The sequence below is a fragment of the Terrirubrum flagellatum genome, assembly GCF_022059845.1.
Classification (GTDB): domain Bacteria; phylum Pseudomonadota; class Alphaproteobacteria; order Rhizobiales; family Beijerinckiaceae; genus Terrirubrum; species Terrirubrum flagellatum.
Window position 1 is genome coordinate 2,879,237 of sequence record NZ_CP091851.1, and the last position, 23,965, is coordinate 2,903,201.

The window sequence follows — 23,965 nt, forward strand, 5'->3', positions numbered from 1 at the left end:
CTTCATCATCTTAGAACGCCGAATAATGCGCGCGAAACGCCGCATCCTCGTGAGCGAGAGCGGGTTTCCCGCCGAAGCAAGGATGCGCGCTCCAGGGCGTCGCCTTCGCATCCGTCAGCGCGTTGATATCGCTCATGTAGGGCTTGCTCTCAGCGCGCAATCCCGAACGAATAGCGTCCCAATCGGGAAACGCCTTGAACGGCTCCGACCAGATCGCGCGCCCCGCGAGATAGCCCGACGCTCCGGCCTTGTAGGCGTAGTCGAGAACCGTGCGGAACTCTTTCATGCCCGCGCCAGCCGACAGCATAACCCACGGCCGCCCGGCGAGACGCCCCATCTCGCTGAAGAGATCCTGCGTCGCGCTATCGTCGGCCTTGATCGATTTCGCCTCGACCGGGCTCTCAAGCTTGAAAATATCAATGCCATAGGCGGAATCCGCGAACACGCGCACGCTTTCAAGCACGTGGTCGGCGTGCTTGCCGGACATCTCAACATAATCCTTGGTCTGCGTCGCGTCGCTCGCAAGGGGATAGACGAGAAGTTCGAAGAGATAGGGAATATCATAGCGCGCGCAGGCTTCGCCGATGCGTTTAGCGAAATCCTGCTGGGCGATGCGCACCGCGAGATCAGCGTCGGGCCGATACCAGGCAAGCACCTTCACCGCATCGCCGCCGACGCGTTTGATCTTCTCTACCGACCAGTCGTCGATCTCCGACGAAAGGCGGCCGCTCGGCGCATCGCGGAACTGGTGCTCTTCCAGCGTGACGATCAGCCCCTTCGCTGGCGACATCAGGGAAAGGCCGCGCGGCAGCGCATAGACGGGATCAAGCAGCAGCGCCGTCGCGTCGTCCTGCAACTCCTCCACGAGCATCAATTTGAAGCGGGCGACATCGTCATAGGGCGCTTCGCCGCCGCGCGCCGCCTTGATCGGGTTGATGATCGGAGGGCGTTGATCGACGGCCACCATCTTGAACAGGCCGCGCGCATCGGCGAGCCGGCGCATGCCCCACAGCTTGCCTGCGGACAGATTCATCATGCGCGTTCTCTCAGAAAAGCTTCGACTTCCGCGAGACGCGGCGCGCCGGCGCGGCCGCCGAAGCGCGTGCATTTGATCGCCGCCGTGGCGGAGGAAAAGCGAATGGCTTGAAGCTCATCCATTCCCGCAGCGAGCGCATAGGCGAAGGCGCCGTGAAAGACGTCGCCGGCGCCAAGCGTATCCACCGCGGTCACGGGAAAGGCGGGTGTGACGATGATCTCGCGCCCCTGGCGTAAATAGGTCCCGCGCACGCCGTCCGTGATCGCGAGCGAGACATGATCAGGTGCGGGAAAGGCGCGGATCGCCTGCAGCGCATCGTCGTGGCCGGTCATCTCGCGCGCTGCCTGCATGGCGAAGACAAGATGAGTAGCGGCCGAAAGAAGTTCGCGATTTTCAGGCGCGCGATCGCCATCGAGCACGCCAAACGCGCCCGCCGCGCGCGCCGCCCCGAACATGCGCAGCGCGCCCGCCTGCCAGCGCGTGTCCGCCATCACGGATTGCACGCCGCGCGGCAGGTCCGCCGGCAACCAGGAGGGATCGTCGGGAATGCCAGGATCGGCGTAATTGATCACCATGCGCTCGCCGGCGCCATCAACAAGCACCGCCGAGGACGAGGATTTGAGGCCGGGAAAGCGACGGCAGAGGCTGCAGTCCACCCCCTCCGCCTCCAGCGCCTCGATAATGTTGCGGCCGGTGGAATCCTCGCCCAGTCGGCTCGCCAGAAGCGCGCGGCCGCCAAGCCGCGCCACCGCCACGGAGGCGTTCGCGGCGATCCCGCCGCCGACGATCTCGACCGAGTGGGCGCGGTGCTTCTCCCCGGTCGTGGGGAAGCCCGGCACGCCATAGACATGGTCCTGCGTCGCGATGCCGAGACAAAGAACGCTGATCATCAGTGGGTTGGGCTCGAGCGGGCGGCGTGGGAAGCGCCAAGGAGCCGGCGCGAGACGCCGGGCCTTGATCCCCGGCAAACTATCAAGTCTTATATCTTTTACAAGACTGCAGTTTCAGCCGGTGTTCCCTGATGAAACGTCATTCTCCAGCCGTGCGTTCCGCGGACCCAAATCGAGCTTCGGTTGGTTCGCCGCCCGCTCCCGCCAACCGCGACATAGGTCGCGATCACGATGTCGGCGCTCAGTCGTCTAAGCCTGAAATCGACGATCGCTAGCTGCTCCGAGGGCGTGGGATTGCGCATCAGGGCGTCGATGACGCTGCTGCGGTCATACACGCGGCCAGAGCGGCCAAATTCAACGAAGTCTTCGGTCAACAAGCTTTCGAGCGCAGCGGCGTCCGAACGCACCGATGTTTCAAGGAGACGCAGCTCCAGCGTCAGGACTTCATCTGGCGCTGCGTTTCCGACGGCGTCATCGCCCATTCACGAACCGGTATTCCGTGACCTGCCGATAGAGCTCACCCGGCCGCAGCACCGTCGAGGGGAATTGCGGCAGGTTCGGCGAGTTCGGCACATGCTGCGGCTCGAAGCACATGCCGCCGCTCGGCTGATAGGGAACGCCGTCTAGTCCGGGAACAGACATCTGCATCTTGAATGCGTCGTAGAATTGCATCGCCGGTTCGGTCGTCCAGACCTCCATCGAAAGGCCTGATTTTTTCGATGCCGTGGTCGCCGCATGCACGACATCCATGCCGCTCTTTGCGATCGCTTCACGTCGATCGCCGCGCAGCATGAAATTATTGTCGTAGCGGATGCGCTGACCATCCGCGCCCTGCATGCGGATCGGCCGCGCCGTCCTGAAATCGAGCGGCGTGCCCGCGACGTTGCGCATCTCGCCAGTCGGGATGAGATATTCATCGACCGGCGTATAGACGTCGGCGCGAACCTCAAGCGTATGATCGAGAATGTCCGCCGAGCCGTCGAGATTGAAATAGGAGTGATGACAGAAATTCACCACCGTCGGCCCGTTGCAGGTGGCGACAAGCCCCATGCGCAGGATCGCCGGCTCAAGCAGAGTGTAACGGCACGTCAGCGTCAGAGCGCCGGGATAGCCCTTGTCGCCGTCAGGCGAATGCAGCGCCATCACGACGTAATGATCGGCCTGATCGAGAATGGTCCAGGGCCGCTGCCCGAATCCGCCGCCGCCGCCATGCAGCGAGTTGCGGTCGAATTCGTTGATCGGCAATTGATGGGTCTTGCCGTCGAGCGTGAATTTTCCGCCGGCGATGCGATTGGCGAAACGGCCGGCGATGGCGCCGAAATGCGGCGAATGATCGAGATAATCTTCGAGGCTGTTGAGGCCAAGCACGACGCGCTGCATCTTGCCGTCGGCGAGTGGGACCTGCAGGTCCCGCACCACCGCGCCCCATTCGATGATCTTCGCCGTCGCGCCCGCCTTCGAGCGCAACGTCACTTCGCGGATTTCGCGCCCATCGGGAAGGACGCCGAAAACGGCAGGCTTCATCACCAGGTTCCCGTGTTCGGCATGGAGGCCCAGGGCTCGGCCTTCGCTTTCGGTTCGCCCTTTTGCAACAATTCGATCGAGATGCCGTCGGGCGAACGGACGAAAGCCATATTGCCGTCGCGCGGCGGGCGATTGATGGTGACGCCCGCCTTCATCAATTTGTCGCAGAGCGCATAGATGTCGTCGACGCGATAGGCGAGATGGCCGAAATTGCGGCCGCCCTGATATTCCTTCTCATCCCAGTTGTAGGTGAGTTCGAGCAGCGGCCAACGGCTTTCCTTGTCCTTGCCGATGTCGTCGGGCGCCGCGAGAAACACCAGCGTATATTTGCCTTCCGGCCGATCGACGCGCCTGACTTCGACGAGGCCGAGCTTCTTGACCCAGAAGTCGAGCGACTTATCGAGATCGCCGACGCGAACCATGGTATGCAAATATTCCATCACTTGTCTCCCTTGCGTTTCTCCTACACATGACCCGCCCGACGCATAAGTCAAAGGAAATTCATTGATGACCGCGAAAGAGCGCGTCGCGCTCATTTCGATCCTGACAACCGTTCTCATCACGGCGGCGAAAGGCGTCACGGGCTGGATCACGGGCTCGCTCGCATTGCAGTCGGATGCGGCGCAAAGTCTTCTTGACGTGGCGGCGACGACCATCACCTACCTCGTGGTGCGCGCGGCCGATCAGCCGCCTGACGAAGAGCATCCTTACGGCCACGCCAAGTTCGAATCCGTGGCGGCGCTCGGCCAAACCGCGCTGCTTTGCGCCCTGTCAGGCATCGTCGCCTTCGAGGGCGTGCGCCGTCTTCTTGCGAATGAATCGCATGTCGAGACGTCGATCGTCGCATTCGTCGTGCTGATCATTTCCATCGCGGTCGACGCCTGGCGCTGGCGCGCGCTGACGAAGACAGCGAAGGCGACGGGAAGCGAAGCGCTTGCGGCGGATGCGCTGCATTTCTCGTCCGACCTCGTCAATTCGGCGCTCGTGATCGTCGCGCTTGGCGCCGCGGCGATCGGTTATCCCCAGGTCGACGCCTTTGTCGCCGTCGCCGTCGCGATCTTCATCGGCGCGGCGGGATGGCGTCTTGGCCGACGCACGATCGACTCGCTCGTCGACGCCGCGCCAAAAGAATTATCGCAGAAGATCGCAGCGCGCGCGCAAGCCATTCCTGGCGTGGTCAATGTCGAGACGATCAAGCTGCGCAAGGCCGGCCCTGACATTCTCGGCGAGATCGGCGTGCTCGTCTCGCGCACGCTGCCGCTCGAACGGGTGTCGGACCTCAAATGCAGGATCGCCGATGCGATTGTGGAAGAGTCTCCGGCCGCGAAGATTGTCGTCACCGCCAATCCCATCGCGCTTGATGACGAGAGCTTGCGCGAGCGCGTGCTGGTGATCGCGGCGCGCCTGCATCTGCCGGTGCATCACGTCACCATCCAGCATGTCGAGGAGCGGCTTTCGATCAGCCTCGACCTCGAGGTCGATGGCTCGATGCCGCTCGGCGAGGCCCATGGCCTGGCCTCCTCGCTCGAAGAAGCGATCCGCGGGGAATTGGGATCCGGCATCGAGGTCGACACTCATATTGAACCGCTGGAGATCAGCGAATGGGCGGGGGCCGACACGGACGAAGAGACCCGCGCCAGGATGGCGGAAGCGCTCGCCCGCTTCGCTCACGACACGGCCGCCATCGCCGACATCCACAGCGTGCGGGCGCGGACGACCAGCGCGGGGCTGGTGGTCAATTATCATTGCCGGGTTGATCCGGCCCTGCCGGTGGCGGCCGTCCATGACGAGGTCGATTCGATCGAACAGAAGCTGCGCCACGAAAATCCCGACATTCACCGGGTCGTCGGCCATGCGGAGCCGCGGCGGGACGCCTGACGCGTTCAAAAACCGGATTTGAGCGCCTCCAGCGACCCGTACTGTAGACAAGGCGGGGCGCAGAGGGTGATCATGCCTGCTGCGGCCGAAGCTCCAAAGAATGTGCGCCGCCGCACTTGAACATTGTTCAAAGAGGCGCTATGAACATTGTTCATTAAGCCATTGTCACGATCCGATCCGGAGTCGTTCTGATGTTTGCCTCGCTTCTGAAGTCGCGCCGTTTCGCCCCGCTATTCTGGTGCCAAGCCTTTTCGGCCTTCAACGACAATATCCTGAAGAACGGCCTCGCCATTCTGATCCTGTTCGGGATCGGCCGCTCCGACCCGGCCCGCGCCGAACTTTTGGTGACGCTCGCCGGCGCGATCCTGGTCGCTCCTTTCTTCTTCCTGTCGGGCCTCGGCGGTCAGATCGCCGACCGTTTCGACAAGGCGCTGATCGCCAAGCGGCTGAAATTCGCGGAGATCGCAGCGGCAGGCTTCGCGGCGGCGGGCTTCCTGCTCCAGTCGATCCCCTCCCTGTTCTTTGCGCTCTTTCTGTTCGGCGTGGTGTCGGCCCTGTTTGGGCCGATCAAATACGGCATCCTGCCTGACCATCTGAAGAAAGATGAGTTGCCTGCCGGCAACGCGCTGGTCGAGGGCGCGACCTTCATCGCCATCTTGATCGGGACGATCGTCGGCAACACGCTGGCGGAAGATCCCTCGCATTCCTTCTTCATCGCGGGCGGCACTCTCGCCGTCGCCGTCGCCTGCTGGCTTTCGGCGCGCATGATCCCGAAGACGGGCGAAGCCGCGCCGACGCTGAAGATCGATCCGAATATCCTGCGCTCGACGTGGGACACGCTCAGCGAAGTGCGCGACGGCGGACGCATCTGGTGGGGCACGATCGCGGTCTCCTGGTTCTGGATGACCGGCGCTGTGCTGATGATGCTCGTCACCTTCATGGCGAAGGACGTCATCGGCGGCTCGGCTTCGGTGGCGACCACGCTGACGCTCGCTTTCACCATCGGCATCGCGCTCGGCTCGCTCGGCGCCGCGTGGCTGTCCGGCGGCCGTCAGATCCTGTTCCTCACTGTGATCGGCGGCTTCCTGATCGGCCTGTTCTGCGCGCTGCTTGCGTGGAAAGCCGGCGTGACCGTGCAAAAGCTGCCGGAGATCGGCTGGCGCGCATTCATCGCCGACCCTGAAATGCGCGGCTTCATCTATCTCGTGATCGCGATCGCCTTCAGCGGCGGCCTGTTCATCGTGCCGGTGTTCGCGGCCGTGCAGAGCTGGGCCGGCGAAGACCGGCGCGCGCGCGTCATCGCCGGCGGCAACGTCGTCTCCGCGGGTTTCATCGTCGGCGGCACGCTGGCCGCGGGCGCGTTGCGCAACGCCGGCCTCTCGCTGCCGACGCTGCTGCTTGTCGTCGGGCTCGCGACCATCATCGCCTCGCTCGTCTTCATGCGCCTGCTGCCGATGAATGGCTTCCGCGATGCGACGGCGTTGATCCTGCGCCTGTTCTTCCGCGTCGAAATCAAGGGCGCGGAGAATCTGAAGAGCAACGGTCGCCATCGCGTCATCGTCGCGAACCATGTCAGCTTTCTCGACGGCGCGCTGCTCGCCACGCTGACCGACGATGATCCGCTGTTCGCGATCGATCGCACCATGCTGCAGCAATGGTGGGTGAAGCCTTTCACGCGCATCTCGCGTCTGATCCCGATCGATCCGGTCAATCCGCTCGGCGCGCGCGTGCTCATCAATGCGGTGAAGAATGGCGAGACGCTGGTGATCTTCCCGGAGGGCCGCATCACCGTCACCGGCTCGCTCATGAAGATCTATGAGGGCTCGGCTCTCGCGGCCGACAAGGGCGAAGCTGAAATCCTGCCCGTTCTGATCGAGGGCGCCGAGCGCACGCCCTTCAGCAAGCTGAAGCCGGACCAGGTCGCGCGCAAATGGTTCCCGAAGATCACCATGACCGTCGCCCCGGCGCGCGACCTCAAGATCGACCCCGCACTCGTCGGCCGTGTGCGACGGCGCGCCGCCGGCGCCGCGCTCACCGATCTCATGATGCAGCTTCGGATGGAATCCACGAATCTCGATCGCAACCTGTTCGACGCGCTGCTCGCGCGCGTCGAGCATGACGGCGGATCGAAGCAGATCGTGCAGGACCCGCTGACCGGCGCGCTCTCCTATCGCAAGCTGCTGATTGGCGCGCACGCGCTCGGCCGCAAGATCGCCGCGATGTCCGAGGTCGGCGAGCGCGTCGGCGTGCTTCTGCCCAACAGCAATGGCGTTGTCGTGACTTTCTTCGCGCTGCAACGCTTCGGTCGAGTGCCGGCGATGCTCAATTTCTCGGCCGGCCCGACCAATATCGTCTCTGCTTGCGTGACTGCTCAGATCAAGCTGGTGCTGACGTCGAAGGTCTTCATCGAAAAAGCGAAGCTCGAACCCGTGATCGCCGCGCTGTCGGACAAGGCGCGCGTGGTGTTCTTGGAAGACGTTCGCACGACGATCAGCAGCGTCGACAAGGTCCGCGCCTTGCTGGGCGCAAAAAGCCATGGCGTCCAGCGCGCAGCCGACGATGAGGCCGCGATCCTGTTCACCTCAGGCTCGGAAGGCGCGCCGAAAGGCGTGGTGCTGTCGCATCGCAATATTCTCGCGAATTGCGCGCAGGTGAAATCGACAATCGATTTCGGCCCGTCCGATCTGCTCTTCAACGTGCTGCCCGTGTTCCATTCGTTCGGGCTGACTGTCGGCATGGCATTGCCGGTTCTCGAAGGCGTGCCGCTCTTTCTCTATCCGACGCCGCTGCATTACCGACTGATCCCTGAACTGGTCTATGGCGTGAACGCCACGATCCTGTTCGGCACCGACACCTTCCTGCGTGGCTATGCGCGCATGGCGCACGCCTACGACTTCCGCAGTCTCCGCATCGTGGGCGCGGGCGCGGAGCCGGTGCAGGCGGAGACGCGGCGCACCTATCTCGAGAAATTCGGCGCGCGCATTCTCGAAGGCTATGGCGTCACCGAAGCGGCGCCGGTCGTCGCGATCAACACGCCGATGTTCGCGAAGGCGGGCACGGTCGGCAAATTGATGCCCGATATGGAGGCAAGGCTCGACAAGGTTCCCGGCGTCGCGGAAGGCGGCCGTCTGTTCCTGCGCGGCCCAAACATCATGAAGGGCTATCTGCTCGCAACCAATCCCGGCGTTCTGCAGCCGCCCGTCGATGGATGGCACGACACGGGCGACATCGTCACGATCGACGCGGACGGATTCGTCACCATCCGCGGCCGCGTGAAGCGCTTCGCCAAGATCGGCGGCGAGATGGTGTCGCTCGCCGCCATCGAGGCCGCGCTTTCCGATTATGAACCGAACTGGCTCCATGCAGTGATCGCGATCCCGGATGCGCGCAAGGGCGAGCGGCTCGTGCTTGTCACGACAGCGAAGAGGGCGACGCTGCAGGACGCCTCCGCGCATCTGAGAGCGCGCGGCGTGTCGCCGCTCGCAATTCCCTCGGAGCTGATGCTCATTGAACAGATGCCGGTTCTCGGCTCAGGCAAGATCGACTTCGTCACCACGGAGAAGATGGTGCGCGAGCGCGCAATCGAGCCTGCGAGCGAGCCGCGGGAGGAGGCCACGCTTGCAGCGCCCGCCGACGCGATCTAGACCAGCGGAGCCCTTGGGAATGTTGAGAACATGGATAGGCAGACGCCACAGGTCATCAGGCTCGCGGACTATCGTCCGCCCGCCTTTCTGATCGATCGCGTCAATCTCGACATCCGTCTTCACGCGACGAAGACGCGCATCATCGCGGAGCTCCATATCCGCGCCAATCCGACGTCGAGCGGCGCCGGATCGCTCATTTTGGATGGCGATGAACTGAACTTCGTCACCGCGCGTCTCGATGGCGCGCCGCTTGCCCCTGACGATTATCAGGCGACGCCATCCTCCTTCACGCTACGCGCGCCGCCTGCGCGTCCGTTCAAACTTGAAATCGAAACGACAGTCGATCCCACCGCGAACACGAAGCTGATGGGGCTTTATCGCTCCGGCGGCGCCTACTGCACGCAATGTGAGGCGGATGGCTTCAGGCGCATCGCCTACTTCCTCGATCGGCCCGACATCTTGTCAGTCTACACGACTAGGATCGAAGCTGATCGCAAGGAGGCGCCGCTGCTGCTCGGCAACGGCAATCCCGGCGAAGCCGGCGTTTGCGAAGGCGGCGAGCGTCATTACGCCGTGTGGAGCGATCCCTGGCCTAAGCCCTGCTATCTCTTCGCGCTCGTCGCCGGCGATCTCGCCAGCGTGCATCAGCCCTTCGTCACGAAATCAGGGCGGAAGGTGACGCTCGGCCTCCATGTCGAGAAGGGCAAGGAAGATCGCTGCGGCTGGGCGATGGATTCGCTCGTGCGCTGCATGCAATGGGACGAGCGCGTCTTCGGCCGCGAATATGATCTCGACGTGTTTAACGTCGTCGCCGTGCCCGATTTCAACATGGGCGCGATGGAGAACAAGGGCCTCAATATCTTCAACGACAAATATGTCCTCGCCGACAAGGACACGGCGGCTGACGCCGACTACGCCAATATCGAAGCGATCATCGCGCACGAATATTTCCACAACTGGACCGGCAACCGCATCACCTGCCGCGACTGGTTCCAGCTCTGCCTCAAGGAAGGCCTCACCGTCTTCCGTGATCAGGAGTTTTCTTCAGACGAACGTTCGCGCCCGATCAAGCGCATCGCGGACGTGATCCGCCTGCGCAGCGCGCAATTCGTCGAGGATGCAGGCCCCCTCGCCCATCCCGTACGCCCGTCGCAATATCGCGAAATCAACAATTTCTACACGGCGACTGTCTATGAGAAAGGCGCCGAAATCATCCGCATGCTGAAGACGCTGGTCGGCGACGACGCGTTTGCGCGCGGCATGGATCTTTATTTCGAGCGCCATGATGGTGAGGCCGCCACTGTCGAACAGTTCATCGCCTGCTTCGCCGAAGCGGCCGGACGCGACCTCACGCAATTCTTCCGCTGGTATGATCAGGCGGGAACGCCGCTCGTCTCGGCGAGAGGCGAATATGATGCGGCCGCACGAACCTATACGCTGCGGCTCACACAGGCGACGGCGCCGACGCCTAACCAGGACGTGAAGCAGCCTGTGGTCATCCCGGTCGCGCTGGGGCTCGTCGCGCAGGACGGCGCGACGATCGAGATCGCGACCGATGATCCCGACTATGCCCATGGCGTGCTGGCGCTGACGCGCGAAAGCCAGACGCTCGTGGTGAAGAATGTCGCAACCCCACCAATCCCAAGCCTGTTCCGGCAATTCTCGGCGCCGGTGAAGCTCGAGATCGATCTCGCCGACGCCGATCTCGTCACGCTTCTGCGCCACGATACGGATTCGTTCAATCGCTGGCAGGCCGCGCAGCAACTTGCGATCCGCACGCTCAAACGCGACGTGGTGGCGCTGCGCCAAGGCCAGACGCCGGCTGGCGAGACGCCGCTCGCCGACGCCCTCGCCTCGATCATTGAAGGCGAAGCGCGCCGCGATCCAGCCTTCGCCGCCTATCTCCTCGCGATGCCGCGCGACAACGACATCGCGCGCGAGATCGGCCATGATATCGATCCTGATGCGATTCACGCCGCGCGCTCGCGGCTGCGTTCGACGCTGGCGGCGCGGCTGGCGCCGATCCTGTCCGGCCTCGTCGCCGACGCGCCCGCAACGAATCTCTATTCTCCGGACGCGGCAAGCGCCGGTCGTCGCGCGTTGCGTCATGCGGCGCTCTACGCCGCGGCGGATGTGCGCGAGCCCGCTGCGCTCGCACAGGTCGAAGCGTTCTATGAACAGGCCGACAACCTCACGGATCGTCAGGCGGCGCTCATCGCGCTGCATGACAAGCCGGGCGAGACGCGCGAGCGACTCTTCGAGGCGTTCGAGGCGCGCTATCATACGGAGCCGCTCGTTCTCGACAAATGGATGGCGCTTCAGGCGACAATTCCCGAGCGCGAGACGCTGGCGCGGGTGCGCCGCCTGATGGCGCATCCCGTTTTTTCATTGTCGACGCCCAATCGCGTCTACGCGCTCATCATGAGCTTCGCGCAAGGGAATCCGCGCGAGTTCCATCGCCCCGACGGCGAAGGCCATCGCTTCATCGCCGATCTCATTCTTGAGCTCGACGCGCGCAATCCGCAGGTCGCCTCGCGGCTCGCGACCAGCTTCCGCACCTGGAAGAGCCTGGAGAGTGGACGGCGCGGCAGCGCCAGGACCCAGCTCGAACGCCTCGCCGGCGCCGGCGCCCTGTCGCGCGACGTCGCCGACATCGTCACGCGCACTCTCGGTTGAATCCGGTTGTGCGGAGCGGATCGCTCCGCGCACGCGCCTCATTTCAGGACGCGATTTGCGCGAGATGCGGCTCCCGAACGCGAGTCCAGATTGCGCCTGAGTCCCGCCTGCAACTTCTGATTCCCATGAACCGAGTCTTTTGAGTCACGGAGCCAAAATTCGATTCGTTAATGACCATTAAGAGATGGACAAATCGGCGGCGCGAGATTCTATTGTTGTTGATTCGGAAAGATGCGGCACGTCGATCCGAAAGCGGCGTTTAGTTCCCTTCACAGGATTCCGAGGTGTGGCGCATGACGCGTGGCGGCGCGGCGTGCGAGCCTGCGCGCGCAGGTTCGTTTGCAATTTTGGCGGCTTGGCTGAAGTGCCCGGCAAGTGAATCCGGCAGCCCTCTTGCAGCGTGGCTGCGCGCCAGCCTCATTCCCCTCCTCATCATTTATGTCGGCACCGTGGGCCTTTCCGCCTGGGTCCTGTTCGTCGCCGGAAAGAGCGACGCATTCGCCAACGCGGCCGCCACGATCGAAAGCTTCTGCGAACGCGTCGCGTGGCGCATCGAGTCCGGCATGATGCGCAACGACGCGCGGCCGACAGAACTCGCGTTGCTTGAGGCGATCGCGATCGTGCGCCGACAGACGCCGGACGCGGCGAAGCGCAGCGTTCGGCTGGCGTTGATCGAGCGCGGCCCCGATGGCGTGACCCGCGTCGTCGCGCAGGCTGGCGGCGCGCCGCTCCCCGCGGCGTGGCTCGCGCAGGAAACCGCCGGCGCCCGATCGACCGCCGCGCCACGGGAATCTGTCCTGCCGGACGGCTCGTCGGCGATCACCGTGTCACGCGCCATCGAGGAAGGACGCTACGCGCTATGGACCGGCGGGAATGTCGACGCCGCCCTGTCGGGCTGGAGCGCGCACGCCTATTCCTATGGATGGCTGTTGACGGGCGCGACGGGCCTCGTCGTCTGCTTCGCCTTGTTCGCACGTCGACAGGGCCGGCGCGCCGATATCGCCGAGGACGCATGCGAGCGCTTTTATGATCGCGTCAACACGGCGCTCGACAGCGGCCGCTGCGGCCTCTGGGACTGGGATGTCGCCGCCGGCCGCATTCACTGGTCGCGCTCGATGTATGAAATGTTGGGGCTGACGCCCCGCTCGACGCCGCTCACCTTCGATGAGATCGCGGACCGTGTTCACCCCGATGATGTTCCGCTCGCCGACCTCGCGACCGGAGTCACGGCCAACGGCGACGCGCTCATCGATCATGAGTTCCGCATCCGCGACGCCGAAGGCGAATGGGTATGGCTGCGCGCCCGCGCCCGCCTGATCGAGGATGCGGCCGACAAGACGATGCGATTGACCGGCGTCGCCATCGACGTCTCCGACCAGCATCGCATGAAGACGGCAATAGATCGCGCCGACAGCAGACTGCGCGACGCCATCGATCAGATCTCCGAAGCCTTCGTTCTCTGGGACGCTGAAAACCGGCTCGTGCTTTGCAATTCGAAATTCCGCGAACTGAACGGGCTTTCGTCGGCGGACGCCGTGGCGGGACGGGCCTATCGCGAGGTGATGGCGCGCGCCAGGCCACCTCTGGTGCAAATCGAGCAGGACGCGCCCGGCTCAGCGCAAAGCAGCGCGCGGCGCATTGAAACCGGCCTCTCGGATGGACGATGGTTGCAGATCAGCGAAAGGCGCACGACCGATGGCGGCTTCGTCAGCGTCGGCATGGAGATCACGTCGGTCAAGCGCCAGCAGGATCAGCTCATCGAATCCGAGCGGCGGCTGACGATGATGATCGCTGACCTCAAGCGCTCGCGTCAGGCGCTGGAAGCGCAGGCGCAGCAATTCGCTGAGCTCGCCGAACGCTATCTCGAACAGAAGTCCGAAGCCGAAAGCGCCAATCGCGCCAAGCTGAATTTCCTCTCCAATATGAGCCATGAGCTGCGCACGCCGCTCAACGCCATCATCGGATTCTCCGAACTGATGAGCAGCGGCGTGTTCGGTCAGCTTAACGACCGCCATACGCAATATTGCACCCATATCCGCGAGAGCGGCCTCTTCCTGCTGCAATTCGTCGACGACATTCTTGAGATGTCGCGCATCGAGTCCGGACGCCGCGTGCTGCAGCGGAAAGAAACCAGCGTCGATGAATCCATTCAGGAAGCCGTGCTGCGCGTGCAGGGCGACGCCGACGCCAAGCGCGTCGCCCTCGTCTCGGAGCGGCTGGAGAACATCTCTTTTCCAATCGACAGCCTCGCCATCCAGCAGGCGATGTCGCATCTGCTCCAGAACGCCATCAAGTTCACGCCGGAGGGCGGGCGCGTCGCGTTGCGCGCGCGCAAGACCGAGAGCGAAGTGCTGCTGTTCGTCGAGGACAGCGGCATCGGCATGGCGCGCGAGGCGCTCGCCAGCCTCGGTCGCCCGTTCGAGCAGGTCGAGAACCATGACAGTAAATCCTATCGCGGCTCGGGCCTCGGCCTCGCGATTGCGCGCTCGCTGATCGAAATGCATGGCGGCACGCTGCGCATCCGCTCGGCGCCCGGCAAGGGAACGATCGTCCGCGTGTGCCTGCCGATGGGCGAAAATCGCAACGACGCCTGGCTGCCGCTGCTCAAGAGCGCCTAACACGCCTACGGTCTCAGCCTCGCCCGGAATATCTCGCGAACGCGCCGCCTCGTGTCCGTGAGATGCGCGGCCAGCGCACGATCGTCAGGCAGGCCGACCGCATTGGCGATACGGTTGCGCACTTGCAGCGGCGTCTCCTCCGAGACGAACGCGCCTTTGACGGCAAGCCGCTGCAATTGCAGCACATCGCGCAGCAGACCATAGGCTTCCTCGAGCGTCGCCTCTTCGTCAGCCGTCAGCCATCCCTTGTCGCGCGCGATCCTGAAAGCCTCGACGGACGTGGCGCCAACCAGCGCGGTTTCGGACGCAGCGTGGGCGAGCGTGAGATGCTGGGCGAGGAACTCGCAATCAGTCAGGCCGCCCGCGGCATTCTTGAGATCATCAGGATCGTCTTCGCCCTTCTCCGACGCAATCAATTTGCGCATTTCCGCGACGTCGCGCGAGATCTTTTTATGGTCGCGCGGCTTGCGCAGGATCGCCGAAACAGCGTCCGTCACTTCGCGCGCGAAAGCGGCGTCGCCGGCGATGACGCGGGCTCTTGTCAGCGCCATTTGCTCCCAGGTCTCAGCCTCGCTTTCGTGATAGCTGAGGAAGCCGCGCCATTGCGTCGCAATCGGGCTCTTCTTGCCATCGGGACGCAAGCGAAGATCGATGTCGTAGAGAAGGCCGCGGCGCGTCGGCGCCGTCAGCGCCGTCACCAGACGCTGCACGAGGCGGATGAAATAGGTGGTCGCGTGCAACGGCCGCGCGCCCGAGCTCGATGGCTTCTCCGGATCGAAATCATAGACCACGATAAGATCGAGATCGGACGAGGCGGTGAGATCGCGCGCGCCAAGACGCCCGAGCGCCAGCACGGCGATACGCGCGCCGGGGACGCGGCCATGCTCCTTCTCGAAGGCCGCGCGCGTGACGGCGAGCGCGCGCGCGATGATCGCCTCGGCGATGCGCGCATAGGCCTGACCCGCCATCTCGGGCGAGATCACGCCGGAGAGGAGCCGCGCGCCGGTGAGAAACATCTCCTGACGCGCAATGTCGCGAGCGCGATCGAGAAAATCCTCGACGTCGCCTGACGCTTCGAGCGCGCGTGAAATCCTGTCCTCGATCGCCGCGAAATCGGACGCTCCCTTGACGAAGGAGGGGTCGATGACGGCGTCGAGCACATGCGGATTGGCGCCGACGATTTCGGTCAGACGTGGCGCGGAGCCGAGAATATCAGCGAACAGCGACAACAAAGCGGGATAGGATTTCAGGATCGAGAACAATTCGATCGCCGCGGGCATCGACGCCAGCGCCTTGTCGAAGGCGACGATGGCGCCATCGGGATCGACGGTGCGTCCCAGCGCCTGCAGCAGGATCGGCGCAAGCTCGGTGAGAATTTCCCTCGCGCGCGGCGTCGTCACCGCAGGGCGGCGGCCGAAGTGCCAGCCGCGCACGGTCTCCGCGGCTGCAGCAGGATCGCGAAAGCCCATGCCGCGCAGAGTTGCGAGCGTTTCCGGATCATTCGCCTTGCCGGTGAAGACGAGGCTGCCGGCCTCGACTGCAAGCGTTTCGCCCTCCTCGAACAGAAGCGCGTAGTGCTTCTGCACGATGCGCGCGATGCGCGACAGTTTCGATGCGAAGGAGGCGGTCCGCTCGAAGCCGGCGAAACGCGCGAAAAGCGAGAGATCATTCTCATCAAGCGGCAGACGCTGCGTCTGCTCGTCATTGCGCATCTGCAGGCGATGTTCGATCGAGCGCAGGAAGCGATAGCATTCGCTGAGTTCGTCACGCGCCTTCGCGTCGATCCAGCCTTCAGTCACAAGAACGCCAAGCATGTCCAGCGTGCGCGACCCGCGCAGCGCGGGCCGGCGGCCGCCGAACACAAGCTGCTGCGTCTGCACGAAGAATTCGATCTCGCGGATGCCGCCGCGGCCGAGCTTGATATCGTGGCCGGCGAGCGCGATCTCGTCATGCCCTTTGACGGTCTGGATCTGCCGCTTCATCGCATGGATATCGGCGATGGCGGCGAAATCGAAATATTTGCGCCAGATGAACGGCCGCATCTGCTCAAGAAAAGCCGCGCCAAGCGCGCGGTCACCAGCAATCGGACGCGCCTTGATGAAGGCTGCGCGCTCCCAGTTCTGCCCCACCGTCTCGTAATAGGCGTGCGCGGCGTTGACCGAGATCGCGCTCGCCGTCGATCCAGGATCGGGCCGCAATCTCAGATCGACGCGCGCGACATAGCCGTCAGGCGTGTGCTGGTGGAGCAGCCGCACGATCCCTTTGGTCAGGCGCACGAAGAAATCGGAGGCGTCGACATCAGGCGCCAGATGCGCGCATTCAGGGTCGTAGAAGACAATGATGTCGATATCGCTGGAATAGTTCAGTTCGCCGGCGCCGTGCTTGCCGAGCGCGAGCACGATCAGGCCCGAGGCCTGATCGAGATCCTTGTCCGACGCCGCAACGAGCTTGCCGCGTTCGCGCGCCTGCCGCAGCAGCCAGCGGACAGCGGCGTTCATGGCGGCGTCGGCGAAACGGGTCAGCGCCTGCACGACGTCATCGACGCTCCAGACGCCGCCGAGATCAGCGAGCGCGATCAGCAGCGCCGACCGCGCCCGCGTCTGGCGCAGCGTGCGCATGATATCGGCCTCGTCCTCGAACTCCGCCGCCGCATCCGTCTCGGCGATGAGGCGCGAGAACAACGCGTCAGGCGCTTCGCTCAGACTCTCCAGCAGCCATATGGGCCGCCGACGGATCAGGCTCGCGAGAAAAGGCGAATGGGCCAGCGCGCCGCCGATGAGGTCGCGCGCGCGTGGATGACGCTCAAACAGTTTCGCGAAAGCGGCGCGCTCGGCGTCATCGACATTATCGAGAAGCTGCTCCTTGCAGATGCGATCGGCGCGCCGACGCGGCGGCGTCAATGGCGCCGTCGCGACGGATGCGGCGAGCGAAATCGTGGCGGGCGAATGCTCCGTCTTCATGCTTCACGCCGCCGGCGCGCTGGGAATGAGCAGGCGCACGCGCAGTCCCGGCTGGTTGTCTTCAAGAGCGAGCGTTCCATGATGCATCTTCGCCACCGCGGCTGCGAGACTCAAGCCAAGGCCGAAGCCGCTCTTGGTGCGCGCGCTTTCCAGACGCTCGAAGCGCTTCACCACGCGCTCGCGGTCGGCGTCGGGAATGCCGGGACCGCGATCGGCGACGACAAAGGCGACGCCCTCGCCTGCGACTTCACGCGCCGACACTTCGATGCGCGGCGCGGCGCCACCGCTCTCGCAGCGACCATATTTGATGGCGTTGTCGATGAGGTTCGCCACCGCCTGCCCGACCAGCTCGCGGCTGGCGCGCAGGGGAAGCGATTTCGGCGCATCGATCGCCAGCGTCGCGCCAGACTCTTCTGCAATGGGTTCATAAAGCTCGGCGACGTCGCGGATCACATCGGCGGCGTCGAAGTCGGACATCACGCCCTGCGTCTGGCCGCTCTCCAGCCGCGCGATGGTGAGAAGCGCGTTGAACACGCGGATGAGCCCGTCCGACTCCTCGATGCAGCCTTCCAGCGCGCGACGATAATCCTCGGGCGACGAGGCGGCGCGCAGCGCGCCCTCGGCCCGGTTGCGCAGACGCGTCAGCGGCGTCTTGAGATCATGGGCGATATTGTCGGACACCTGCTGCAGGCCAGTCATGAGGTCGCCGATGCGGTCGAGCATCGAATTAAGATTGACCGCAAGACGATCGAACTCGTCGCCGGAGCCCGCGACCGGAAGGCGCCGCTCGACGCTTCCCCCCATGATCTGCTGCGCGGCGTCGGTCATGGCGTCGACGCGCTTCAGCACGCGGCGCGTCACGAGAACGCCTGTCGCGACGCCGAGCACGGCGACCAGCGCGATCACCCAGTTGAAAGCGCGGCGCGTTGCGAACACCAGCCTGTCGCGGTCGATGAGGTCGCGGCCGACGACGACGCGAAAGCCGTTCGGCAGGAGATTGACGCGCACCAGCGCGCGGCCGCGCGGACGCTCCGCGTCTTCGGTCGCCTGATATCCGGTCTCGAAGGCGCCGGAACGGTCGAGCACGCCGGGTTGCAGCGCCACGATGTTGCCGGCGAGCCGCTCGCCGGCGAAATTGGTGATGAGATAGAGCGACGCGCCGGGTTGTGCGGAGCGCTGAAACACGACCGCAAGAAGCCGGCGGATGCCGCCCTGATTATATTGCTCGGCAAGCCCGTTGATCTCGGCGTCGATCGTGCTGGTGATTTCGCCATCGACCACACGCCGCGCGTTCCACGCGACATAGCCAAACGCCGCGAAGGCGAAGACGCAGAAGACCGCGAGATTGACCAGCGTGATGCGGAACGCCGTCGTGCGCCAGAGCTTACCGAGCGCCGTCACGTATCATGTATCCCGCGCCGCGCACCGTGTGCAGCAGCGGCCGGTCGGAGCCGCGGTCGATCTTGGCGCGCAGGCGCGAGACATGCACATCGATCACATTGGTCTGGGGATCGAAGTGATAGTCCCACACCCCTTCGAGCAGCATGGTCCGCGTCACCACCTGGCCGGCATGCTGCATCAGAAATTCGAGCAGGCGAAACTCGCGCGGCTGCAACGCGATCTCCTGGCCTCCGCGCGTGACGCGGCGCGCAAGGCGATCGAGAGCGAGATCGCCGACCGATAAAGTGGTCTCCTCCGTCTTCGCCGCGGTTCCCTGACGGCGGCCCAGAGCCTCGACGCGCGCGAGCAATTCGGAGAAGGCGTAGGGCTTCGGCAGATAGTCGTCGCCGCCGGCGCGCAATCCCTTCACGCGGTCATCGACCTGACCAAGCGCCGAGAGGATCAGCGCCGGCGTCGTCACGCCCTGCTCGCGCAGCCCGCGGATCAGCGACAGCCCGTCCATCTTCGGCAGCATGCGGTCGACCACGAGCACGTCATGGGCCGACTCTTCCGCCAGCCCGTAGCCGGCGAGGCCGTCGGTCGCCGCATCCACGGCGTGCCCCGCCTCGCGGAACGCCTTGACGAGATAGTCGACGGCCGCGCGGTCGTCCTCGATCACCAGAATCTTCATGCCGGGAAGCATAGCGATTTGATCCTCAAAAAAAACGGCAGGCTGGACGGGGACTGTCCAGCCTGCCTTTGCGGTCCGATCGTCGGTCGATTACTCGGCCTCAGAGCCGGTCCACGCTCGCTACGCCTTCCGGGCGACGAAATGGTCGGCGCAGCGGTTCCGTCAGCTCAGGTCAGCCCTGGCCTTTCGAGCGGCTGTCGTTGGCGGCCTTCTCGGCCGGCTGGCGGGCCAGCTCGATCGAGACCGTGCGCTCCTGACCGCGATGAAGAACGGTCAGCTTGGCGGTCTGGCCGGGATTCATCGTGCCGATCTTGCGGGCGAGTTCGCGGGGATCGCTGACCTTCTCGCCGTCGATCGCGGTGACGAGATCGCCCTTCTTCAAGCCAGCCTTTTCAGCCGGGCTGTTGTCGGTGACCGCTGCGACCATCGCGCCATGGGCGTCGGAGAGGCCAAGCGCATCGGCGAGCTCGCTCGACACCGGCTGCAGGCTGACGCCGATGAAGCCGCGCGCGACCGACTTGCCCTCGCGCAGAGCCGCGACCACCTTCTCGACCGTCTGCGACGGGATGGCGAAGGCGATGCCGACGCTGCCGCCCGACGGCGAATAGATCGCCGTGTTCACGCCAACCACTTTTCCGTCGAGCCCGAAGGTCGGGCCGCCGGAGTTGCCGCGGTTCACGGGCGCGTCGATCTGCAGGAAGTCGTCATAGGGGCCGGAGCCGATGTCGCGGCCGCGGGCCGAGACGATGCCCGACGTGACGGTGCCGCCGAGGCCGAAGGGATTGCCGACCGCGAGCACCCAGTCGCCGACGCGCGGCGCGCTCTGCGACAGCTGGACATAGGGGAAATTGCCCTTGTCCTTCACCTTCAGCAGCGCGACGTCGGTGCGCGGATCGGTGCCGACCACCTTCGCCTGCAGCGTGCGGCCATCGTCGGTCACCACTTCAACCTCGGTCGCGTTCTGCACGACATGGTTGTTGGTGACGATCTCGCCGTCGGCCGAGATGAAGAAGCCGGAGCCCTGGCCCATCTGGATGGCGCCGCCGCGGCGCTGACGACCGCCGCCGAAGCGCGGATCGTTCATGCCGGGCGCGCCGAACTGGCGGAAGAACTTCTGCAGCGAGTCGGGCATCTGCTGCGACTGCTGATCGTCCTCATCGTCCTGCGCGGAGGCCTGGGCGATCTTCACCTTCACCGAGACGACCGCCGGGCGGACGCGCTCGACGATGTCGGCGAAGGAGACAGGCGCGAGCGCCGGCGGACGCGGCGCGATGAGGCCGCCCTGGGTCTGGGTTTGCGCCTGCGGGGCGGGAACGCCCGTCTGGGAGAAGGCGGGAACGAAGGCGAGCGCGGCGGCGACGCCCAGCGCGCCGGCGGCGGCGCCCACCATCCAGCGACGGCGGGGACGCGGAGCGGGCATGAAGTGATTGGTGGATTCGGAAGACATGTTGGACCTCATTGGAATAGGCCTGTCGGCCTCTCCTTCGACGTCCAATCTGGTGGTCCCGGCATCACCGCGCGATTTCGGCGTGATGAAGCTTTGGTAAGGTTCGCTAGTCGCCGGCGAGTTTCTTGAGCCTGCGCTGCTCGTCCGCGGACAAGGGCTCGATGGCGGCGGCGACGCGACGCCCCCGCGCCGCGCCCCAGGCCAGCAGCCCGCCAAAGACCAGAACAAGCGCCGGCGCGCCCCAGAGCAACGCCGTGCGCCAGGAGAAGGCCGGACGCAGCAGCACGAACTCGCCATAGCGCTGCACGAGGAACTGCTTCACCTCAGCGTCCGTGTCGCCGGCGACGATGCGCTCGCGCACCAGCACGCGCAGATCATGCGCGAGCGGCGCATCGGAATCATCGATCGACTGGTTCTGGCAGACGAGGCAGCGCAATTCCGACGACAGCGCGCGGGCGCGGCTTTCAAGCGCGGGGTTGGGCAACACCTCGTTCGGCGTCACCGCGAAGGCGGGAGATGTGAGCGCGAGAGTGACGATGCAAGCGGCGAATCGGAAAGGAGAGCGAAGAAACCGAATTGGAGCGCGATTTAAACGAGCGCCCTTCTCCCCTTGCGGGAGAAGGTGTCGCTGCGCTTGGCGCAGCGACGGATGAGGGGGAATCACGATGCGAGGAGTTCCCCCCTCACCCGTCGCCTTCGGCGACACCCTCTCCCGCAAGGGGAGAGGGACACGCGCGTTATCATTGGGGAAAACAGTTCGCGCACTCGCGGCATCAGAAACCGACATCACTCTATTCCGCCGGCGTCGAAACGACGGCCGCTTTCGCGCGCGCGGGTTTCGGCGCGCCGATGCGGCGACGGCGATCGCTGAGCGACAGCGCGCCGCCCGAAGCCATCACCACGGCGCCGAGCCAGATCAGCAGCACAAGCGGCTTGTAATAGGCGCGCACGGCGATTGCGCCGTTGGGCTCCGTTTCGCCGACGCTGACATAGAGCTGGCTTAAGCCGCGCGTCCAAAGGCCCGCTTCCGTCGTCGGCATCTGGCGCGCGGGATAGACGCGCTTGGCGCTTTCAAGCGAGCCGATCTCGGCGCCGTTCAATCGAATGGAGAAACGCGCCGCGTCCTCGCGATAATTCGGGCCGCGACGCGGCTCGATCGATTCAAGCCGCAGCACATAGCCGCCGACGGAGAGAGTATCCGTCGGCTTCAACGACGCGATGCGTTCATCGCTCCACGCCGTCGCCGCGAGGCCAATCAGCGTCACGCCGAAGCCTGCATGAGCGATCGCTGTTCCAAAGGCGGAGCGCGGCAATCCGCTCAAGCGGGCCCAGTTCGTCGCTGCGTTCTGCTTTCGTGAAAAGCTGCGCGTCGCAATCTCGGCGAATCCGCCGACAATCAACCAGACGCCGGCGCCGATTGCGAGTGGAGCGAGCATGGGGCCGCCCCAGGTCGCGGCCATCACGATCGCGGTCACGACGATCGCCATGGCGAAAGCGAACTGCACGCGCTGCGCCGCGCCCAGGAGATCGCCGCGCTTCCATGCCAATGCCTGCCCGATCGGCATCACGGCGACGAGCGGCAGCATCAGCGGAATGACGGTGAGATTGAAGAAGGGCGCGCCGACGGAAATCCTGTCGCCGGTCAGCGCTTCGAGCGCGAGCGGATAGAGCGTGCCGACGAACACGGCGGCGCAGGCCGCGGCAAGGAACAGATTGTTGAAGACGAGCGCGCCTTCGCGCGACACCGGGGCGAACAATCCACCCTGCTTCAATGCAGGCGCGCGCCAGGCGAACAGCGCGAGCCCGCCGCCGATGACGAGCACGAGAATGATGAGAATGAAGAGGCCGCGCGCAGGATCGTTGGCGAAGGAATGCACCGAGGTCAGCACCCCGGAGCGGACCAGGAAGGTGCCGATCAGCGACAGCGAGAAGGCGACGATGGCGAGCAGGATCGTCCAGATTTTCAGCGCCTCGCGCTTCTCCATGACGATGGCGGAATGAACGAGCGCCGTGCCGGCGAGCCACGGCATCAGCGAGGCGTTCTCGACGGGGTCCCAGAACCAGAAGCCGCCCCAGCCCAGTTCGTAATAGGCCCAGTAGGAGCCCATCGCGATGCCGAGCGTGAGGAACATCCAGGCCGTCAGCGTCCACGGCCTGACATGGCGAGCCCAAACCACATCGATGCGGCCTTCGATCAGCGCGGCGATTGCAAAAGCGAAAGCGACGGAAAATCCGACATAGCCGAGATAAAGCAGCGGCGGATGGATCGCGAGGCCGAAATCCTGCAGCACCGGATTGAGATCGGCGCCTTCGAACGGCGCGGGATCAAGACGCAGGAACGGATTCGACGTCGTCAGGATGAAGAGCAGGAAGAGCGTCGCGATCATGCCCTGCACGGCGAGCGCATTCGATCGCAACGCGTCGGGCAGATCGCCGCCGCGCAGTGCGACCATGGCTGCGAAAATCACGAGCACCAGCGCCCAGAGCAGCATCGAGCCTTCGTGATTGCCCCACACGCCGGTGAATTTGTAGATCAGCGGCATCAGCGAATTGGAATTATCGGCGACGTTGCGCAGCGAGAAATCGGACGCGACATAGGCGCGCGTAAGCGCCGCGAACGAAATCGCGACGAAAGCGCAGGCGCCGAGCGCCGCGGCCCGCGTCATGGCGATGAGCGCCGCGTCGCGCGTGCGCGCGCCCCACAGCCCGACGGCGCTCTGCACGATCGACAGCGCCAGCGCGAGAACGAGCGCGTAGTGGCCGGTTTCGGCGATCACGGGCTTTTCGTCCCTTCGTTCCAGAGACCCTGCTTTTTCAGCGAATCCGCGACCTCGCGCGGCATGTATTTCTCGTCATGCTTGGCGAGAACACTGTCGGCGCGGAAGCGGCCATCAACCTGCAACACGCCTTCAGCGACGACGCCCTGCCCTTCGCGGAAGAGATCGGGCAACAGGCCGACATAGGACACTGGCAAATCGGATTTGGTGTCCGTCACAGTGAAGCGCACATTCTGACCGTCGCCGCGCACGATCGAACCTTCCTTCACGAGTCCACCAAGGCGAAAACGCGTTCCCGGCTGCAGCGACTTCGCCGCGGCTTCACTCGGCGAATAGAAGAACACGATTGAATCGCGCAGCGCGACGAGCACAAGCGCGACGGCGAGCCCGAGCACCGCGAGCCCCGCGCCTATGATCGTCAATCTTCGTTGCTTCCGCGTCATA

General features: G+C 64.7%; 16 protein-coding genes. 4 read left to right on the forward strand and 12 right to left on the reverse strand.

The features are described from left to right. Positions 1-10: 10 nt before the first annotated feature. The 5 genes from L8F45_RS14010 to L8F45_RS14030 all read right to left on the reverse strand — a co-directional run bounded on the left by L8F45_RS14010 (position 11) and on the right by L8F45_RS14030 (position 3,890). Positions 11-1,036 (reverse strand): tagatose 1,6-diphosphate aldolase, encoded by a 1,026-nt coding sequence (locus L8F45_RS14010; protein ID WP_342358500.1) that lies wholly within the window; start codon positions 1,034-1,036, stop codon positions 11-13. Continuing rightward, the gene (locus tag L8F45_RS14015; RefSeq protein ID WP_342358501.1) at positions 1,033-1,926 is read right to left on the reverse strand and encodes a PfkB family carbohydrate kinase; all 894 of its coding nucleotides are present in this window, start codon (positions 1,924-1,926) and stop codon (positions 1,033-1,035) included. Before L8F45_RS14015 ends, L8F45_RS14010 begins: the two co-directional genes overlap by 4 nt. Positions 1,927-2,024: 98 nt before the next feature. Then, complete coding sequence (locus L8F45_RS14020; protein WP_342358502.1) at positions 2,025-2,408, reverse strand: nuclear transport factor 2 family protein; 384 nt, start codon at positions 2,406-2,408, stop codon at positions 2,025-2,027. Then, complete coding sequence (locus L8F45_RS14025; RefSeq protein ID WP_342358503.1) at positions 2,398-3,450, reverse strand: aldose epimerase family protein; 1,053 nt, start codon at positions 3,448-3,450, stop codon at positions 2,398-2,400. The genes L8F45_RS14020 and L8F45_RS14025 overlap by 11 nt, the downstream gene beginning before the upstream one ends. Beyond that, positions 3,450-3,890, reverse strand: coding sequence for a VOC family protein (locus L8F45_RS14030; protein ID WP_342358504.1), 441 nt, complete (start codon positions 3,888-3,890; stop codon positions 3,450-3,452). Before L8F45_RS14030 ends, L8F45_RS14025 begins: the two co-directional genes overlap by 1 nt. A gap of 67 nt (positions 3,891-3,957) precedes the next feature. On the opposite strand from L8F45_RS14030, the gene L8F45_RS14035 reads away from it, so the two are divergent. The 4 genes from L8F45_RS14035 (at position 3,958) to L8F45_RS14050 (ending at position 14,266) form a co-directional block, all read left to right on the forward strand. After that, entirely contained in the window at positions 3,958-5,328 is a 1,371-nt protein-coding gene (locus L8F45_RS14035) for a cation diffusion facilitator family transporter (RefSeq protein WP_342358505.1), read from the forward strand. A 191-nt stretch (positions 5,329-5,519) separates the two neighbouring features. Continuing rightward, positions 5,520-8,972, forward strand: a complete 3,453-nt coding sequence (locus L8F45_RS14040) for an acyl-[ACP]--phospholipid O-acyltransferase (protein WP_342358506.1) — start codon at positions 5,520-5,522, stop codon at positions 8,970-8,972. A 30-nt stretch (positions 8,973-9,002) separates the two neighbouring features. Then, complete coding sequence (gene pepN, locus L8F45_RS14045; RefSeq protein ID WP_342358507.1) at positions 9,003-11,648, forward strand: aminopeptidase N; 2,646 nt, start codon at positions 9,003-9,005, stop codon at positions 11,646-11,648. A 293-nt stretch (positions 11,649-11,941) separates the two neighbouring features. Continuing rightward, positions 11,942-14,266, forward strand: a complete 2,325-nt coding sequence (locus L8F45_RS14050; protein WP_342363448.1) for a sensor histidine kinase — start codon at positions 11,942-11,944, stop codon at positions 14,264-14,266. A gap of 5 nt (positions 14,267-14,271) precedes the next feature. On the opposite strand, the gene L8F45_RS14055 is transcribed toward L8F45_RS14050, so the two are convergent. The 7 genes from L8F45_RS14055 to ccmE form a co-directional block, all read right to left on the reverse strand. Then, positions 14,272-17,226, reverse strand: coding sequence for a bifunctional [glutamine synthetase] adenylyltransferase/[glutamine synthetase]-adenylyl-L-tyrosine phosphorylase (locus L8F45_RS14055; protein ID WP_342358508.1), 2,955 nt, complete (start codon positions 17,224-17,226; stop codon positions 14,272-14,274). Between the two features lie 3 nt (positions 17,227-17,229). After that, positions 17,230-18,627 (reverse strand): sensor histidine kinase, encoded by a 1,398-nt coding sequence (locus tag L8F45_RS14060; protein ID WP_342358509.1) that lies wholly within the window; start codon positions 18,625-18,627, stop codon positions 17,230-17,232. Further along, complete coding sequence (locus L8F45_RS14065; RefSeq protein ID WP_342363449.1) at positions 18,611-19,297, reverse strand: response regulator transcription factor; 687 nt, start codon at positions 19,295-19,297, stop codon at positions 18,611-18,613. The genes L8F45_RS14060 and L8F45_RS14065 overlap by 17 nt, the downstream gene beginning before the upstream one ends. A 172-nt stretch (positions 19,298-19,469) precedes the next feature. Continuing rightward, positions 19,470-20,744, reverse strand: a complete 1,275-nt coding sequence (locus L8F45_RS14070) for a S1C family serine protease (protein ID WP_425329921.1) — start codon at positions 20,742-20,744, stop codon at positions 19,470-19,472. A gap of 106 nt (positions 20,745-20,850) precedes the next feature. Further along, positions 20,851-21,231 carry a cytochrome c-type biogenesis protein gene (locus L8F45_RS14075; RefSeq protein ID WP_342358510.1) on the reverse strand — a complete coding sequence of 127 codons (381 nt, stop codon included), beginning with the start codon at positions 21,229-21,231 and terminating at the stop codon, positions 20,851-20,853. A 304-nt stretch (positions 21,232-21,535) separates the two neighbouring features. After that, positions 21,536-23,521, reverse strand: a complete 1,986-nt coding sequence (locus L8F45_RS14080) for a heme lyase CcmF/NrfE family subunit (protein ID WP_342358511.1) — start codon at positions 23,519-23,521, stop codon at positions 21,536-21,538. After that, complete coding sequence (gene ccmE, locus L8F45_RS14085; protein WP_342358512.1) at positions 23,518-23,964, reverse strand: cytochrome c maturation protein CcmE; 447 nt, start codon at positions 23,962-23,964, stop codon at positions 23,518-23,520. The genes L8F45_RS14080 and ccmE overlap by 4 nt, the downstream gene beginning before the upstream one ends. Between the last annotated feature and the right edge of the window lies 1 nt (position 23,965).

Bases quoted from the DNA above. Each gene is read 5' to 3' on its own strand.
- L8F45_RS14010 (WP_342358500.1), bottom strand. From the start codon at position 1,036: ATGATGAATCTGTCCGCAGGCAAGCTGTGGGGCATGCGCCGGCTCGCC.
- L8F45_RS14015 (WP_342358501.1), bottom strand. From the start codon at position 1,926: ATGATCAGCGTTCTTTGTCTCGGCATCGCGACGCAGGACCATGTCTAT.
- L8F45_RS14020 (WP_342358502.1), bottom strand. From the start codon at position 2,408: ATGGGCGATGACGCCGTCGGAAACGCAGCGCCAGATGAAGTCCTGACG.
- L8F45_RS14025 (WP_342358503.1), bottom strand. From the start codon at position 3,450: ATGAAGCCTGCCGTTTTCGGCGTCCTTCCCGATGGGCGCGAAATCCGC.
- L8F45_RS14030 (WP_342358504.1), bottom strand. From the start codon at position 3,890: ATGGAATATTTGCATACCATGGTTCGCGTCGGCGATCTCGATAAGTCG.
- L8F45_RS14035 (WP_342358505.1), top strand. From the start codon at position 3,958: ATGACCGCGAAAGAGCGCGTCGCGCTCATTTCGATCCTGACAACCGTT.
- L8F45_RS14040 (WP_342358506.1), top strand. From the start codon at position 5,520: ATGTTTGCCTCGCTTCTGAAGTCGCGCCGTTTCGCCCCGCTATTCTGG.
- pepN (WP_342358507.1), top strand. From the start codon at position 9,003: ATGGATAGGCAGACGCCACAGGTCATCAGGCTCGCGGACTATCGTCCG.
- L8F45_RS14050 (WP_342363448.1), top strand. From the start codon at position 11,942: ATGACGCGTGGCGGCGCGGCGTGCGAGCCTGCGCGCGCAGGTTCGTTT.
- L8F45_RS14055 (WP_342358508.1), bottom strand. From the start codon at position 17,226: ATGAAGACGGAGCATTCGCCCGCCACGATTTCGCTCGCCGCATCCGTC.
- L8F45_RS14065 (WP_342363449.1), bottom strand. From the start codon at position 19,297: ATGAAGATTCTGGTGATCGAGGACGACCGCGCGGCCGTCGACTATCTC.
- L8F45_RS14070 (WP_425329921.1), bottom strand. From the start codon at position 20,744: ATGTCTTCCGAATCCACCAATCACTTCATGCCCGCTCCGCGTCCCCGC.
- ccmE (WP_342358512.1), bottom strand. From the start codon at position 23,964: ATGACGCGGAAGCAACGAAGATTGACGATCATAGGCGCGGGGCTCGCG.